This window comes from Kiloniellales bacterium (genome assembly GCA_030064845.1).
In the GTDB taxonomy this organism is placed as follows: domain Bacteria; phylum Pseudomonadota; class Alphaproteobacteria; order Kiloniellales; family JAKSDN01; genus JASJEC01.
In genome coordinates, this window is the sequence record JASJEC010000009.1 from 78,481 (window position 1) to 93,475 (window position 14,995).

Below are 14,995 nucleotides of genomic sequence, written 5' to 3' on the forward strand. Positions count from 1 at the left end.
CAAAAGCCATACGGGAGGTTGCAGTCATGTTGCGGAAGTCTCTGATCGCCGTATCGTTCGGCATTCTCGCCTGCGCGCTCGCGGCCGGCGCCCAGGCCAGGACCCTGAAGCTCCAGACCAGTCAAAGCGCCGGCGATTTCACCTTCAAGTACCTGACCGAGAAGTGGGCGCCCAAGGTCGAGGCCATGTCCGGCGGCTCGCTGAAGCTGCAGTTGATGCCTACCAAGTCGGTCGTGCCGCACCGAGAGACCATCGACGCGGTCGGCGCCGGAATCCTCGACGGCGACCTCAACGCGGTCTCCTACTTCTCCGGCCGCGACCCGGTCTTCGCCATCATCGGCGACCTGATCGCCGGCTACGACAATCCGGACCAGGTCCAGATGTGGTGCATGAACGGCGGCGGCAAGGAGATCCTGCAGAAGGCCTACGACAAGTACACCAAGGGCCGGGTCCACGTGATCGGCTGCGGGCCCTACGCGCGCGAGGCCCTGGTCTCCAAGAAGAAGATCACCGGCGTCGACGGCTTGAAGGGTGTGAAGATCCGCTCGCCCGAGGGCCTGGCCGCCGAGGTCTTCAAGCGGGTCGGCGCCGCGCCGGTCGCCCTGCCGTTCTCCGAGGTCTACACCTCCCTGGAGAAGGGGATCGTCGACGCGGCCGACGCCAGCGCCTACGTGAACAACGATTCCAAGGGCATGCACAAGATCGCCCACTATCCGATCTATCCCGGCATCCACAGCCAGGCGGTGCTGCAGTTCATCGTGAACAAGAGCACCTGGGACAAGCTGAGCGACGCCGAGCGGACCATCCTCGAGACCTGGTACATCGCGGCCTACACCGACTTGCGCCGTCACGCCGATATGCAGGACCGTATCCTGGCGGCCAAGCACCGCGCGGGCGAGGGCCCGGTCAAAGAAGTGGTCGACTGGAACCAGGAGGAGCGCGACAAGTTCCGCGCGATCGCCGAAGGCGCCTGGAAGGACTTCGCCGAGCAGTCGCCCTTGGCCAAGGAAGCCTACGAGTCTCACGTCAAGTTCATGCGGGCCTACGGTCTCCTGCAGTAGCCTACCCGGCACGGCGGCGCCCGGCGGGGCGCCGCCGCTCGCCTTCGCCGGGAGCGTGCCGTAATCGTCCAAGGCCCTAGAGGGACGCGATGGCCACCACAACCAGCGAACCGGCCGGAAACATCGCCGACGCGGTCGACGAGGTCCTGCAGGATCACACCCATAAAGCGGTCGAGCGGTCGCGCTACAACATCGTCGACCATCTAAGCCACTTTTCCGGGCTGGCGGTCGCCCAGTTCTACATCCTCTGCGCGGCGGTCACGCTCTACGAGGTGGTCGCCCGCTACGTCTTCAATGCGCCAACCCAGTGGGCCTTCGAGGTGGTCATGGTGCTCTGCGCCTCGGCCTGGATGATCTCGGCCGGCTACGTCACCCTGAAGCAGAGCCATATCGGGATCACGGTCTTCTACGTCCTGGCGCGCGACCGGACCCGCTGGATCCTCGACCTCTTCGCCATGACGGTCGGGGTGGTCGCGCTCTTCCTGCTGATCGCCGACGCGACCAGCCACGCCCTCTCCTCGATCGATATCATCGAGCGGGCCGGCAGCGGCTTCAACTCGCCACAGCCCATGCTGCTCAAGACGGTGCTGGTGGTCGGCGCCGCGCTCTACCTGGCCCAGCTCCTGGTCAACCTGCACCGCCACTTCGAGAACCGCCTCTTGAAGACCTGCGTGGTCCTGGTCAGCCTGTTCATCGCGCTGCGCATCCTCTCGGTGGTCGCCGCGCACTATTTCGGCGAGGACAGCCTCGGCGGCGGCCTCGACCTCTTCTTCGTCGGCATCGGCGAGGCGCTCGACCCGACCCGGGTGATCGACGCCCGCGCCGTCGGCACCGGCACCGTCACCATCATCATCGTCGCCGCCCTCGTGCTCCTGATGATGACCGGCATGCCGCTCGGCATCGTCACCCTGATCGTCTCGGTGATCTGCGCGGTCCTCTTCTTCGGCCCCAAGGGGCTCTACCTGGTCTCGACCAACGCCTTCGGACTGCTCGAGAAGTATCCCTTGGTGGCGGTGCCGCTCTTCGTGCTCATGGCCTCGATCCTGGAGCGGGCGGGCATCGCCGAGGACCTGTTCGACGCCATGTCGATCTTCGCCGGCAACCTGCGCGGCGGCGTGGCCGTGCAGACCGTGGCCGTCGCCGTCGTGCTGGCGGCCATGTCGGGGGTCATGGGCGGCGAGATCGTCATGCTCGGCCTGGTCGCCCTGCCGCAGATGCTGCGCCTCGGTTACGACCGCAAGCTGACGGTCGGCGTGATCTGTGCCTCGGGGGCACTCGCCACGCTGATCCCGCCGTCGATCGTGATGATCGTCTACGGCCTCTCGGCCGACGTGGCGATCGGCGACCTCTTCCTCGCCGGCGCCGTGCCGGGGCTGATGCTGGCCAGCTTCTACGCCAGCTTCGTGCTGATCCGCTGCTACCTCAATCCCTCGCTGGCGCCGACCGCGGCCGAGGTCGCCGAGATGAGCGGCGGGTCGACCAACCTCTCGGGCCACCGCAAGACGGCGGTGGCGCTCTGCATCCTGCTGATCGCCTGCGTGCTCGGCTCGATCTATGCCGGCATCGCCTCGGTGACCGAGGCGGCCGGCGTCGGCGTGTTCGGCGCGATCGCCGTGGCCGCCGTGCGCAACCGCTTCAACTGGGGCCTGCTGCAGACCGCGCTGGCCGGGACCATGAACACGGTCGGGACGATCATCTGGCTGATCCTGGGAGCGGTCTCCTTCGTCGGCATCTACAACCTGATCGGCGGCGCCGACTTCATGCGCAGCCTCTTCACCGGGCTCGGCCTGCCGGCCTTCGGCGTGATCTTCGTCATGATGGCGATCCTGGTCGTGCTCGGCACCTTCATGGAGTGGATCGCCATCGTCTTCATCACCGTGCCGGTCTTCGCCCCGGTGATCGTCGACCTGGCGCCCGAGCTCGGCCTCGACCCGGCCTGGGCCGCGATCTGGTTCGGCGTGCTCTTCGTGATGAACATCCAGATCTACTTCCTCTCGCCGCCATTCGGGCCCGCCTGCTTCTGGCTGAAGTCGGTCGCGCCGCCGGACATCACCCTGCAGGAGATCTTCATCGCCGTCCTGCCCTTCATCGTGCTCCAGGTGATCGGCCTGCTTCTGGTGATGTTCTTCCCGGAGATCGCGCTCTTCCTGCCCAAGGCGCTCAGCGGATAGGAGAGGGACCCTGAAGGCACCGGAAAGAACCAAGGACGATACCTACGGCCCCTGGCCCTGGATCGTCGGCATGGCCGTGGGCTTCGGCGTGGTCTGGCTGATGTTCGCGCTCGCGACGGGGTTCACCTAATGACCAGGAAGTACGAGGACCTCAGATCCGCCCGCTGGTACGCGCCCGACGACCTGCGCTCCTCCGGCCACCGCTCGCGCACCATGCAGATGGGCTACGGCCCCGCCGACTGGGAGGGCAAGCCGGTCATCGCGCTGATCAACACCTGGTCCGACATCAACCCCTGCCACGCCCACTTCAAGCAGCGGGTCGAGGACGTCAAGCGCGGCGTGTTCCAGGCCGGCGGCTTCCCGATCGAGCTGCCGGCGCTCTCGCTCTCGGAGAACTTCGTCAAGCCGACCACCATGCTCTACCGCAACCTGCTGGCCATGGAGACCGAGGAGTTGCTGCGCTCCCATCCGGTCGACGGCGCGGTCCTGATGGGCGGCTGCGACAAGACCACGCCCGGCCTGGTCATGGGCGCGGTCAGTGCCGGCCTGCCCTTCGTCTACCTGCCGGCCGGCCCCATGCTGCGCGGCAACTACAAGGGCGGCACCCTAGGCAGCGGCTCTGACGGCTGGAAGTACTGGGCGGAACGGCGCGCCGGCACGATCACGGCCGAGGAGTGGTTCGGGGTCGAGGCCGGCATCGCCCGCTCCCACGGCCACTGCATGACCATGGGCACGGCCTCGACCATGACCGCGATCGCCGAGGCGCTCGGCCTGACCCTTTCGGGGGCGAGCTCGATCCCGGCGGCCGACGCCAACCACATCCGCATGGCCGCGGCCTGCGGGCGCCGGGCGGTCGAGATCGTCTGGGAGGACCTGACGCCCGACAAGGTGATCACGCGGGCCGCCGTCGACAACGCCGTGACCGTCGCCATGTCGCTCGGCTGCTCGACCAACGCGGTCATCCACCTGATCGCCATGGCCAGGCGCGCCGGCGTCGACCTGACGCTCGACCAGATGGACTCCGCCTCGCGCGAGGTGCCGGTGATCGCCAATGTGCGGCCGAGCGGCGACACCTACCTGATGGAGGACTTCTTCTATGCCGGCGGTCTGCGCGGCCTGATGTCCCGCCTGGGCGGCAAGCTGAAGCTGGGCGCGATTACGGTGACCGGCCGGACCCTGGCCGAGAACCTGGAGGGCGCCGAGGTCTACAACGACGACGTGATCCGCAGCCTGAACGACCCGGTCTACCACGAGGGCTCGCTCGCCCTCCTGCGCGGCAACCTGGCGCCCGAGGGCTGCGTCATCAAGCCCTCGGCCTGTGACCCGAAATTCACCAGGCACGAGGGGCCGGCCCTGGTGTTCGACAGCTATCCCGAGATGCGGGCTGCCGCCGACGACGAGACCCTCGATGTCACGCCGGACCACGTCATGGTGTTCCGCGGCGCCGGTCCCCAGGGCGGGCCGGGCATGCCGGAGTGGGGCATGCTGCCGATCCCCAAGAAGCTATTGAAGCAGGGCGTGCGCGACATGCTGCGCATTTCCGACGCGCGCATGAGCGGCACGAGCTACGGCGCCTGCGTGCTCCACGTCTCGCCGGAAGCCCATGTCGGCGGGCCGCTCGCCCTGATCCAGGCCGGCGACACTGTCCGCGTCGACATCCCGAACCGCCGCCTCGACATGCTGGTCAGCGACGAGGAGCTGGCGGCGCGACGCGCTCGCTGGACGCCGCCGCCGCCCAAGTTCGAGCGCGGCTTCGGCTGGATGTTCTCGCGCCACATCAAGCAGGCCCACGAGGGCTGCGACTTCGACTACCTGGAAACCCAGTTCGGCGCCGCCGTGGGCGAGCCCGACATCTTTTAGGAAGCACACGCCCCTCACGCTCCCTCTCCCCTCTGGGGAAAGGGTCGGGGTGAGGGGCTTCAGGCAACGGAGCTGGCCATGGCCACCGACTCGCTGACCGCGGAGACTCGCGAAACCCTGATGCAGGTGTCGACCGCGACGCTCTGCACCGCGCTCTTCAAGGCGGGCTTGCGCAACCAGTTCCTGCAGGACGTCCACCCTGTCGCGCCCAAGGGCCGCAATATGGTGGGTCAGGCCTATACCCTGCGCTACATCCCGGCGCGCGAGGACCTCAACCCCATCTCGGTGTTCCAGGACCCCAAGCACCCGCAGCGGGTCGGCGTCGAGGAATGCCCGCCCGGCTTCGTCATGGTGATCGACAGCCGCAAGGACGCGCGGGCCGCCTCGGCCGGCTCGATCCTGGTGACCCGCATGATGAAGCGCGGCTGCGCCGGCGTGGTGACCGACGGCGGCTTCCGCGACGCGCCGGAGATCGGCAAGCTGGAGATCCCCTGCTACCACAACCGCCCCTCCGCGCCGACCAACCTGACCCGCCACCAGGCGATCGAGCTGAACGGGCCGATCGCCTGCGGCGACGTGGCCGTCTTTCCCGGCGACGTGATCGTCGGCGACGACGAGGGCGTGGCAGTGATCCCGCTCTCCATGGCCGACGCCATCGCGGCAGAGGCGAAGGAGATGACCGCCTTTGAGGACTTCGTCACGGAACGGGTCAAGGAGGGCGCCGCCGTGATCGGCCTCTACCCGGCGACGACGGAGGAAACCAAGGCCGCCTTCGCGGCCTGGCGGCAGAAGAACCGGCGGTAGACTCGCCACCTTCAGGACACGAGTGCGCTGGTTGCCCACCGCGTCGTTGGCGGCGGCAGAATCCCCGCTGTCGCCCCATCAAGAGAAGTCTTGTGCCCCGCGAGGAAGGTCGTGATAATGCGAGCCATTCTCAATTGGGGATGCGGCCGCGCTGGTGTTGCGGCAGTGGTCCCGATCAGATGGAGCCTGCCTTGCCGAAAATCCTGTCGCCCTGTGTTGACGTCTGTAAGTTCAAGCTGGAAGGAAAATGCCTCGGCTGCGCCATGACCAAGAAGCAGAAAAAGGCGTTCCGCAACCTAAAGAGCGAGAAGAAGAAGCTGAAATTCCTTACGGAGCTGGTGAGGCAACAACACGCGGTCGGCCGGCACGACTACTGGCGCAAGGTCTATGTCAGGAAATGCGCGAAAAAGGGGGTCGAGCCGCCCCTCGCGGCTTGACCCGGGAACAGACCTTAGGGCCTGTTGACATTCACGGCGCGCTCCGTCCCGAAAGGATCCGACGCAATCGGCCCGCTGCCACGTTGCTCCCAGAGACTGGGGTCGAATATGCTCGGCATGTCCTTCCTCCTCGCGCCTAACAGCGCCGATTTCACTCGGACCAGGAGCGCGACGTGAGTGTCAACAGGCCCTAGTGCTTCAGGTGGGCTCGCAGCATCCACGCGAACTTCTCGTGCGTCCGCCCGCGCTCGATGGCCAGGTCCTCAGTCAGCGTATCGCCGTGCTCGGCGGCCAGGGATCCGGTGCTCGCCAGCGTCGCGGCTAGCGTCTCCTGCGCCCGCATCATCAGCTCGATCATTTCCCGATGATCCTGATGACCGTCGGCTTCCTTCACTTTTGACCTCTCGAGCATGGTCGCCAGCTGCCCCTCGGCATGCATGCCGATCGCCTTGATCCGCTCGGCGAGATCGTCCTGAGCCTCGAAGTGATCTTCGTAGATCTTCTGGAACAGCTCGTGGAGAGGGCCGAACGACATGCCGGTGACGTTCCAGTGGAAGTTCTGGGCCAGCATGGTGGCTACGACCGTCTCCGCGACGCACTGGTTCAGGGCTTCAGCTACGGCGGCCTGCGCCGTTGGGCCGAGATCAATTGCAGGTTGGCTCACGGTCCGTCTCCTGTATCCAACGACTGCATTTTACGTTCGGGAGACAAGATTGGATGTGCTCGAGCAGCGCGGATGCGTGCGTGCGGAACCAACGGGCGGCATCAGGCGCACAGCGACTTCGGATCAGGAACGAAACGCTGGCCGCATCGGCGCGGCGTTGGGCTTTCAGCAGTGAAATCAGCCAGGCCTCGTCGAGGGATACTTCCGTCGATCCGCGGGTGTAGAGGCGAAGTGGCTCCGGCCGGGAGAACTGCGCCAGGCGCAGGAGCCAACGAACCGAGCTGAGAGCCTTGGCGGCGGCTCTGCGCTGATTGGCCGGTCGGTCGGATACTCTCTCGATCTTTTCGGGTGCCGTAGCCTGTAAGAGTGTCTCGAGGTCGATGGCGCGTTGGCGCCGCAGGTGGTGCGCGGCGACCCGGCACATCTCGAGAAACATCCGGTCCGATCGGTTCGGTGTCGCGGTGGCGCCGCCACCCTTGGGCCCGATCCTCGGAATCCCGCCCTCATGGGTTACAGCAGGCCATTGCTTCTTCATGGCGGTCTCATTCTTGCCGGCGCCGACGAGTGAACATATGAGGGCCGCGGCATGGGAGTCAATGAGATTGCAACTCATAATCATTCGCATTATAAGAAGAGACGGACCGGCGCCGCCCGCCGGGATGAAAGTGGGGGCCTCGATGACGATAACCAGAATGTCGGTAAGGAAAGCAATCGCAGTCGGTCACGGCTGTTCGGAGGCCGCGGTTAAGGACTATCTCGTTTCCGCCGCGCTCCACATGACCGACGAGGTCCGCTACTACATCGAGGTCTTGGGCCTGCACCCCGACGCCACCTTCGGCGGCAAGCCGACCGCGCTCTGCTACGCGGTCCTCAAGCCGCACTTCACGCTGATGACCTACGTCATCGAGAAGGGCGCGGACATCAACCACTTCGACCGCATGGGCATGACGCCGCTGCACTACGCCGCGCTCGGCGGCTGCGAGCATTGCCTCGCTTTCCTGGTCAGTCGCGGCGCCGGTCTCAACACGGCGAACCGCCGCGGCGACACGCCGCTCGCTCTCGCCGCCTGCAAACCGCATCTGGCCGACGGCTGCGAGTTCCTGCGGCGCTGCGGTGCGGCGCTCGATGCCGCCGAGCCGGCCCGGTCGAGCTTCCACTAACCGCACTCGTCCCTCGGGCGTAAGTCCGGAAGAGTATCGCGCCTTTGCTAGGCGAAAACGCCGAAGTCATATCCGGTGCTTCGTCATGGGACGGCAAATCAGGCCGCTGCGATCTTGACAAGACAATGCCGCCCGTGGTGGCCCTTCTGCCTATGGTCGTCAGCCGCCCGAACCGCATGCAGAGAGCGCCATCAATCCTAAGGGTGCGTCTGCGCCTCGTATCACGCCTTGCCGCCGCTCGTTGCGCAGTGTTCCCGACCCTGCTGCTGGCGACTCTCGCGTTTCTCGCGCTGCCGGCGGCGAAGGCTGAGGGACAAGCCGACAGCTGCCCACAACCGCCGCCGGTCTGCGAAGCGCGGGCGGCGGTCTTTGCGGTCTCCGCCTTCGACCCAATCGGCAGCGCCGTGCGTATCGGTGAGACGCGCCTGGTCACGGCGCGCCACGTCGTGGCCGACGAGCCCGAGGTGACGCTGTTCCTGCCTGACGGCAGTCCGATAACGGCCAAGGCCCTCGCCACCGACTATCCGGGCGACCTGATCCTGCTGGAGACTGCGGACCTGCCGCCGGGTCCGGTCTTGACGCCGGACGAGGTCCGGCCGGACAGCGAGCTCTTCACCGTGGGCGCCGACGTCGGGCGGCGCGGCATCCGCGCCTACGATCCCGGGCGTCTCCGCTTCGCGCCGACTCCTGATCGGCCGCTCGCCCGCCTCCACCACGACGCCTACAGCCAACCGGGCAACAGCGGCGGCGCGCTGGTGGACCAGGACGGACGGCTGGTCGGCATCGTCGCCTCGGGTGGCGAAGGCCGCTTCGAGGCGATCCCCGCCGATCAGATCGCGGCGCTCTCCGCGCGCAGCGGGCCGGACTGGGAGGCGGCCAGCGCCGAGATCGGCGCCGCGGTGCGGATCTGCACGACCCTGCTGGACGCTCATCGAAATCCCGGACAGCGCCCGGACGAGCAGCAGGCCAAGGCGATCGAGACCTCCTGCCGCCGGTCCGCCAATCGACAGCTCTTGGACCTGGCCGGCCAGACGCTGGGCCGGGCCGGTCGCGCCGAGGCCGCGATCGCGCTCTTCGAGCAGGGCCTGGTCGAGGATCCCAATGCCGTGAACACCAGGATCGGCCTCGCCATCACCCACCATCTGGCGCGCGACTACGAGGCTGCCCTGCCCCATCTGCGCTGGCTGATCGCGCAGGTCGACGACGACCTGCAGGTCCTGCGCCTCTCGATCCAGGCCGGCGTCTGGGGCGGCGACGAGGCGCTGGCTCGACGCGCGCTGGCGCGCCTCAAGGAGATCAACCCCCAGAGCGCGCCGGTTGCCGAGCGGTTCCTCAAGAACCCGCCGCCGCGGCCGCCCAAGATCAACTAAGGGCCGTTGTCGGCGGGGTTGGGTATCCAGCCGACCGCGACCCGCGGCGGCCCACGTTCCAACGGCGGCACGGCCCGGGCGAAGAGCGCGCGCTTCAGTTCGGCGGCGGTCCAGTCTGGGTTCTTCTCGAGCAGACGCACCGCCAGGGCCGCGACCCGGGGCACGGCGTAGCTGGAACCCGAAGCCGTGCCGCGCGCGCCGCGATAGTCCGTCACCGCCAGCCCCTCGGCCGGCACCATGAGGTCGACGCTGGCGGCGCCCCAGTTGGAGCCCGGAGCCAGGCGTCCGAATGCGTCGGACGAGGTGACCACGACCAGGTTGTCCAGGCGCAGGCTGGCCGGATAGAGCGGCTTGAGGTCGATGTCGCGTCCGTCGTTGCCGGCCGAGACGATGAACAACACCTCGGAATGGACCGCGGCGGCCGACGCGAAGCCCGTCCAATCTGCGCGCAACCGGCTGCCCATCGGCAGCGCAGCGATCCGGGCATCTGCCGCCGCCGCGGCCCGCACCGCCTCCGACATGCGCGCCATCTCGTGCCGCGGGAAACGGATGGGCAGCAGACGCACCGCGGGCGCCTCCTCGATCAACAGGCTCGCGACCGGCGTGCCGTGACGGATCGGGAAAAAGGGCGAGCGCCGCTGGTCGCGATCGAAGGGCCGGCCGTCATCCTCCCAGAGATCGAGGCCGAGCGGGCGGCCGTCGCCGTCGCGCGCCAGACGCGACGCGATCTCCGGCAGCAGGTAGTTCACGCCGCTGTCGATGTGGGCGACGGTGACGCCGCCCGGATCGGTCCCCGGAGGCACCGGGGGGTTGAGCGGCTCGACCGTCTCGACGGTCGTCAGGTCCGCACCCAGGTGCACCAGCTCCGAGGCGCCGCCGCTCTCGTCATAGCGGATCGCGCGGGCGTGCAGCGGCTGGCAGTCGCCGCCCGCGAGCAGAATCATTATCGGCCGTTCCGCGGAGAGCTTGTGCATCTCGAAGGAAACCCTGCGCAAACCGGCCGACGAGCGCGTCGCCGAGACCAGGAGAGCCTGGTCGCTCCCGGCGTTTTCGAGCCGGATCTCGCGCCGCAACCAAGTATCGGGCGGACCCCGGTCGGTCACGTCAACCAGCGTGAACCCGGAGAACGCCCCCTCGAAGCGCTCGGGGAGCCGGTCCGGCTCCAGGATCCCTTCCGGGCAGAGGGTGCCGGGCGCCAAGCGGAGCAGCGCTCGTGCCGAAGCCTCCGTGCCGCCGGTCCTGTCCGCCGCGGCCGAGGATGCGATTGCCAGGCCGACGGCGAGAGAGGCGCTGAGACACAGACCCGAAGCACCCTTCCAAACCACGTTACGTTCCACCTCTACGTCGGGCGCTTGGTGCGCAACCTGCTCCAATGGGCCTCCGAGACCTCTCGATAGTTATGGATGACCAGCCCTTCTCCTCCGCGTCAATCAGATTGCGCTCATCCCCGCGCCGGTCAGCTATCGCGCGATGAGCTTCGACCCTGTTGTTGATCTTGATGCGCTCGCGTCTCTTCACGGCCGAAGAGCTCGCCGACGTCACGAGAGATTCGGTCTTGAGCCGTTTGTTTGCTCAACAGTCCTGCACGCGCCGGACAGGGAAAGCGTATCAGAAGCGGACGTCCCGGGCGCTCTCGCCGATCTGGTCGACGTCGAGCACGTGAATGCTCTGATTGCCCGCCGCGTCGTTGGCGGCGATGCCCAGGCTGCGCACGTCGTCGGGCAGGATCGAGTGGTCGTCGAAGACGTAGTGCCAGGAATCGAAGCTCTCGCCGTAGCTCATGTGGTCGTGGATGACGCGCTGGGACTTGGTGCGCACGGCCAGGAAGGGCTGGGGGCCAAAGACCTGGCCGGCCTCGGTCTCGACGGTCAGGCGGCGGCAGCCGGCGGCGTCGCGCTCCAGGGTGCAGTGCAGCTCGAGCGGCGCCCGCTCCGGCGCCGGGTGGACCGCGTTGAAGGCCTCGACCGCCTCGGCGTAGCGGAACGTAACCCCGGGATAGCGCGGCGTGATGCGGCCCAGCAAATGACGCACGTAGTCGACCTCGGGGCCGAGGTCGCGCCAGTCGTGGCTGCAGAAGGCGACCAGGGTCGGCGCGCCCTCGGCGGCGCGCGCGAACCCGGCTTCCAGCTCCGCCTCGGTCAGGTTGCTGAAGCGGTTAAGCAGCAGGAGGCAGCGGGCGATTTTGCGGCGGCAGTTGCCCGGGCGCTGGTGGTAGTCGTGGTCCGGGTGGTAGGTGCTCCAGTCGGTCGGGGCGCCGCGCCAGTCGCCGTAGCGGTTGTTGGCCACGTCGGGATTGCGCTCGGGGTCGATCTCGGAGCCCGCTTTGTTCGACAAGTCGAAGGGGATCCACTGCTCGAGGAACCAGTGGCTGTCCGGCCGCTCGTCGTGGTAGCCGGCGCGGTTCGCCCTGGGGAACCAGCCCCGGTCGAGCAGGCGCCGGCCGAGGACCTCCGGCAGCTGAGGCGAATTGAGGTAGGAGGTCGCGCACTTGTTGGCTTCGCGGTAGGTCGACTGGGAATGGAAGTGCCAGTGGATCGCGTCGCCCGCCCCCTGCTCCTCGACGAGGGCCCGGTAGAAGTCGAGCACCCGGTGCATCCCCATGTCGCGGCCGCGCGGGTTGTCGGTCGAGCCCAGGTGGTCCATGCAGAACCAGTTGTAGATCCAGCCGCCGCCCGCGCTGTCGGGCAGGCGGTTGCGGAACGCGGGGCTGGCGCAGTGGCGCAGCATGGCGCCGATCATCTCCCAGGAGCCCATGGTCCTGGCCCTGTGCTCGGTGATCGCGGCCCAGAAGTCCAGCTCCAGGGCCTCGGGGTCCAGCTCGGCCGGCTGGAAGCGCCGCTCGCCCAGGGCGTGGGCCCAGGCGTACTCGTCGAGCGGGCCTTCGGTGTCGACGCAGTGAACCAGGTAGACGGTCGTCATGGCTGTCGTTCCGCGAGCTGTTGGCGGAGGGCGTGCTTCTGCACCTTGCCGGTGCCGGCCCGGGGGAAGGACTCCAGGGCCACGATGCGGTCGGGCCTGAGGCCGGGGTCCAGGGTCCGGCCGCAGTGGGCGAGGAGCTTTCGGGTCACGGCCTCGGGATCGGCGGCGGGCGCCGGGATCACGCAGGCGACCACGATCTCGCCCCAGAAGTCGTCGGGCAGGCCGACCACGGCGACGTCCTGGATCTCGGCGCATTCGCCCAGGCGGTTCTCGATCAGGATCGGTGCGACGTTGACCCCGCCGCGCACGATGGAATCCTTGCTGCGCCCCGTGATGTGGATCCTGCCGTCCTCGATCCGCGCCAGGTCGCCGGTCGCCATGAAGCCCTCGGCGTCGAAGGGCGAGACCAGGCCGTCCTCGGTCAGGTAGCCCTCCATGGCGAAGGGCGAGCGGATCCAGAGCTCCGGGTCGTCGAAGCCGCCCGGCACCAGGCGCGGCTCCAGACCGGCGACCGGCCGGCCGACGTGCTCCTCGGTGAGCGCCTCCTCGGGAGCCTGCGTGGTCAAGGGGCCTCCAAGCTCGGTGAGGCCGTAGCAGTCCTGCAGCGGCCGCCCGAAGGTCTCGAGGAAGCGCCGGCGCGTCGCGCTCTGCAGCTGGCCGGCGGTGCACTGGATCTGGATCAAGCCGGAGGCGGCGTGGTGCGCGGCCTCCCGATCCCGGCTGAGCTGGGCCAGGGCCGTTGCGGCGGGGGGCACCAGCGTCAGGAAGTTGGCCTCGGTCTCGACCGGCCGGGCCCAGAAGTCGAGCGCCGCGGCGGCCGAGAAAGCCGGGCCCTCGACGACCGTGCCGCCGACGGCGAGGGGCGCCAGCATGGTGTTCAAGAGGCCGGCCATATAGCCCATGGGTAGCACGTGGTAGAGCCGGGTGGCGCGGTCCATGGCCGAGAGCGCGGCGAAGGCGCGGGCGCTGTCGACCATGGCCTGGAGGGAGTGGCAGATCCCCTTGGGACGGCCCGTGGTGCCCGAGGTCATGAGCACCATGAAGCGCTCGTCGCCAGCCAGGCCGCAGCGGATGTCGGCGGGCCGCGGCGCCGCCAGGTCCGGGTCCAGCGGCGGCGCGGCGCGCACCACCAGGGCCGGCGCGATCAGCCGCAGCATGGCCTCGATCACGTCGTCGCTGTGGCTCGGGGTGATCGGGCAGGCCACGTGGCCCCCGATGGCGCAAGCCAGATAGCAGGCCAGCACCGAGGGGCCGTTCGGCAGCAGGAAGGCGATGGGAGCTCCGAGCGGGACCCCGGCCTTGCGCCAGGTCTCGGCGATCGCCCGGGCATTGGCCCAGTACCGGCCGTAGCTGTAGCACCGACCGTCGAGCGCGTGCAGCAGCACGTCGTCCGCGCTGTCGCGGAAGCGGGTCTCGAGGAAACCGGCGGCGTCCATAGCGAATAGTCCGAGAAGATCGGTCAGGCCGCCGAAAGACTGTCTAGTTATGCTTAACAAAGCCTTTGCGCGACCTCTTCGGGACGCTAGCCTCCGCCCATGAGCGATCGGGCGATTCGCGTTCACGAGTTCGGCGGTCCGGAGCAGCTGGTCTGGGACCGCCGCCCGCTGCCGGACCCGGGGCCGGGCGAGGTGCTGCTCGCGCACGAGGCGGTCGGCCTCAACTTCATCGACGTCTACCACCGCAAGGGCGCGGCGCCGCTCGACCTGCCCTTCACCCCCGGCATGGAGGCGGCCGGCACGGTCAGCGCGGTCGGGCCGGGGGTCGCGGGTATCCGCCCAGGCGACCGGGTCGGCTACTGCACCGGCGCGCCCGGCGCCTACGCCGAGGCGCGGGTGATCCCCGCCGACCTGCTGATTCCCCTGCCGGCGCACTGCTCCTCCGAGCTGGCCGCGGCCCTCCTCTTGAAGGGCCTGACGGTGGAGTACCTGATCCGGCGCACCTACCGGGTCGCGGCCGGGGATACGGTGCTGTTCCACGCGGCGGCGGGGGGCGTCGGCCTGATCGCCTGCCAGTGGCTGAAGCGTCTCGGCGCAACCGTGATCGGCACGGTCGGCACCGAGGAGAAGGCCGCGCTCGCCAGGGCCCACGGCTGCGATCACGTCATCCTCTACGACCGGGAAGACATCGCGGCTCGGGTGCGCGACCTGACCGGCGGCGAGGGGGTGCCCGTGGTCTACGATTCGGTCGGCGCCGCGACCCTCGAGGCCTCGCTCGACTGCCTGGCGCCGCTCGGCATCCTGGCCTCATTCGGCGCCTCTTCCGGGCCGCCCCGTCCGGTCTCGGCCCAGGACCTGCAGAGCCGGGGCTCTCTGTTCTTCACCCGGCCGAGCCTGGCTCACTATGGCGCGACCCGCGAGGCGCTGCTGGCGGGCGCCGAGGCCCTCTTCGCGGTCGTCGCCGACGGGCTGAAGGTCGAGATCAACCAGCGCTTCCCGCTCAGCGACGCGGCCGAGGCGCACAGGGCGCTGGAGGGGCGCCGCACCACGGGCTCGAGCCTGCTGCTGCCCTGACCGCCGCCCGGTAACCTCTCCTTAACCAAGATCCGACTA

Annotated in this window: 13 protein-coding genes; 8 read left to right on the forward strand and 5 right to left on the reverse strand. The window is 68.4% G+C overall.

What is annotated here, in order from left to right:
• Positions 1-26: 26 nt before the first annotated feature.
• From QNJ67_05435 to QNJ67_05455, 5 genes are all read left to right on the forward strand, one after another.
• Positions 27-1,061 carry a TRAP transporter substrate-binding protein gene (locus QNJ67_05435; protein MDJ0608398.1) on the forward strand — a complete coding sequence of 345 codons (1,035 nt, stop codon included), beginning with the start codon at positions 27-29 and terminating at the stop codon, positions 1,059-1,061.
• Positions 1,062-1,150: 89 nt separating this feature from the next.
• Complete coding sequence (locus QNJ67_05440) at positions 1,151-3,232, forward strand: TRAP transporter large permease subunit (GenBank protein ID MDJ0608399.1); 2,082 nt, start codon at positions 1,151-1,153, stop codon at positions 3,230-3,232.
• Positions 3,233-3,361: 129 nt separating this feature from the next.
• On the forward strand, positions 3,362-5,092 hold the full coding sequence (gene araD / locus QNJ67_05445; GenBank protein ID MDJ0608400.1) for an L-arabinonate dehydratase: 1,731 nt from the start codon (positions 3,362-3,364) through the stop codon (positions 5,090-5,092).
• Positions 5,093-5,170: 78 nt separating this feature from the next.
• Complete coding sequence (locus tag QNJ67_05450) at positions 5,171-5,896, forward strand: ribonuclease activity regulator RraA (protein MDJ0608401.1); 726 nt, start codon at positions 5,171-5,173, stop codon at positions 5,894-5,896.
• A 92-nt stretch (positions 5,897-5,988) separates the two neighbouring features.
• A complete protein-coding gene (locus tag QNJ67_05455; GenBank protein ID MDJ0608402.1) occupies positions 5,989-6,333 on the forward strand; it encodes a DUF1289 domain-containing protein in 345 nt (114 codons plus the stop codon).
• Positions 6,334-6,523: 190 nt separating this feature from the next.
• Here the strand turns inward: QNJ67_05455 and QNJ67_05460 are convergent, their stop codons facing one another.
• Together QNJ67_05460 and QNJ67_05465 are read right to left on the reverse strand one after the other, a co-directional pair.
• On the reverse strand, positions 6,524-6,997 hold the full coding sequence (locus QNJ67_05460; protein MDJ0608403.1) for a DNA starvation/stationary phase protection protein: 474 nt from the start codon (positions 6,995-6,997) through the stop codon (positions 6,524-6,526).
• Positions 6,978-7,532, reverse strand: a complete 555-nt coding sequence (locus tag QNJ67_05465) for a hypothetical protein (GenBank protein MDJ0608404.1) — start codon at positions 7,530-7,532, stop codon at positions 6,978-6,980. The genes QNJ67_05460 and QNJ67_05465 overlap by 20 nt, the downstream gene beginning before the upstream one ends.
• A gap of 142 nt (positions 7,533-7,674) precedes the next feature.
• Here QNJ67_05465 and QNJ67_05470 point away from each other — a divergent pair, with 142 nt between their 5' ends.
• Positions 7,675-8,157 carry an ankyrin repeat domain-containing protein gene (locus tag QNJ67_05470; GenBank protein MDJ0608405.1) on the forward strand — a complete coding sequence of 161 codons (483 nt, stop codon included), beginning with the start codon at positions 7,675-7,677 and terminating at the stop codon, positions 8,155-8,157.
• Positions 8,158-8,405: 248 nt separating this feature from the next.
• Positions 8,406-9,527 (forward strand): trypsin-like peptidase domain-containing protein, encoded by a 1,122-nt coding sequence (locus tag QNJ67_05475; protein MDJ0608406.1) that lies wholly within the window; start codon positions 8,406-8,408, stop codon positions 9,525-9,527.
• On the opposite strand, the gene QNJ67_05480 is transcribed toward QNJ67_05475, so the two are convergent.
• From QNJ67_05480 to QNJ67_05490, 3 genes are all read right to left on the reverse strand, one after another.
• Positions 9,524-10,852: a S8 family serine peptidase gene (locus QNJ67_05480; GenBank protein MDJ0608407.1), complete on the reverse strand. Its 1,329-nt coding sequence runs from the start codon at positions 10,850-10,852 to the stop codon at positions 9,524-9,526. The genes QNJ67_05475 and QNJ67_05480 overlap by 4 nt on opposite strands.
• A gap of 283 nt (positions 10,853-11,135) precedes the next feature.
• On the reverse strand, positions 11,136-12,446 hold the full coding sequence (locus tag QNJ67_05485; GenBank protein ID MDJ0608408.1) for a hypothetical protein: 1,311 nt from the start codon (positions 12,444-12,446) through the stop codon (positions 11,136-11,138).
• A complete protein-coding gene (locus QNJ67_05490) occupies positions 12,443-13,882 on the reverse strand; it encodes a class I adenylate-forming enzyme family protein (protein MDJ0608409.1) in 1,440 nt (479 codons plus the stop codon). The genes QNJ67_05485 and QNJ67_05490 overlap by 4 nt, the downstream gene beginning before the upstream one ends.
• 99 nt (positions 13,883-13,981) lie before the next feature.
• On the opposite strand from QNJ67_05490, the gene QNJ67_05495 reads away from it, so the two are divergent.
• The gene (locus QNJ67_05495) at positions 13,982-14,956 is read left to right on the forward strand and encodes a quinone oxidoreductase (protein ID MDJ0608410.1); all 975 of its coding nucleotides are present in this window, start codon (positions 13,982-13,984) and stop codon (positions 14,954-14,956) included.
• Positions 14,957-14,995 lie beyond the last annotated feature (39 nt).

Excerpts from the sequence above, each read along its gene's own strand:
- QNJ67_05450 (MDJ0608401.1), top strand. The coding sequence starts at position 5,171 with ATGGCCACCGACTCGCTGACCGCGGAGACTCGCGAAACCCTGATGCAG.
- QNJ67_05440 (MDJ0608399.1), top strand. The coding sequence starts at position 1,151 with ATGGCCACCACAACCAGCGAACCGGCCGGAAACATCGCCGACGCGGTC.
- QNJ67_05470 (MDJ0608405.1), top strand. The coding sequence starts at position 7,675 with ATGACGATAACCAGAATGTCGGTAAGGAAAGCAATCGCAGTCGGTCAC.
- QNJ67_05495 (MDJ0608410.1), top strand. The coding sequence starts at position 13,982 with ATGAGCGATCGGGCGATTCGCGTTCACGAGTTCGGCGGTCCGGAGCAG.
- QNJ67_05465 (MDJ0608404.1), bottom strand. The coding sequence starts at position 7,532 with ATGAAGAAGCAATGGCCTGCTGTAACCCATGAGGGCGGGATTCCGAGG.
- QNJ67_05435 (MDJ0608398.1), top strand. The coding sequence starts at position 27 with ATGTTGCGGAAGTCTCTGATCGCCGTATCGTTCGGCATTCTCGCCTGC.
- QNJ67_05490 (MDJ0608409.1), bottom strand. The coding sequence starts at position 13,882 with ATGGACGCCGCCGGTTTCCTCGAGACCCGCTTCCGCGACAGCGCGGAC.
- QNJ67_05485 (MDJ0608408.1), bottom strand. The coding sequence starts at position 12,446 with ATGACGACCGTCTACCTGGTTCACTGCGTCGACACCGAAGGCCCGCTC.
- araD (MDJ0608400.1), top strand. The coding sequence starts at position 3,362 with ATGACCAGGAAGTACGAGGACCTCAGATCCGCCCGCTGGTACGCGCCC.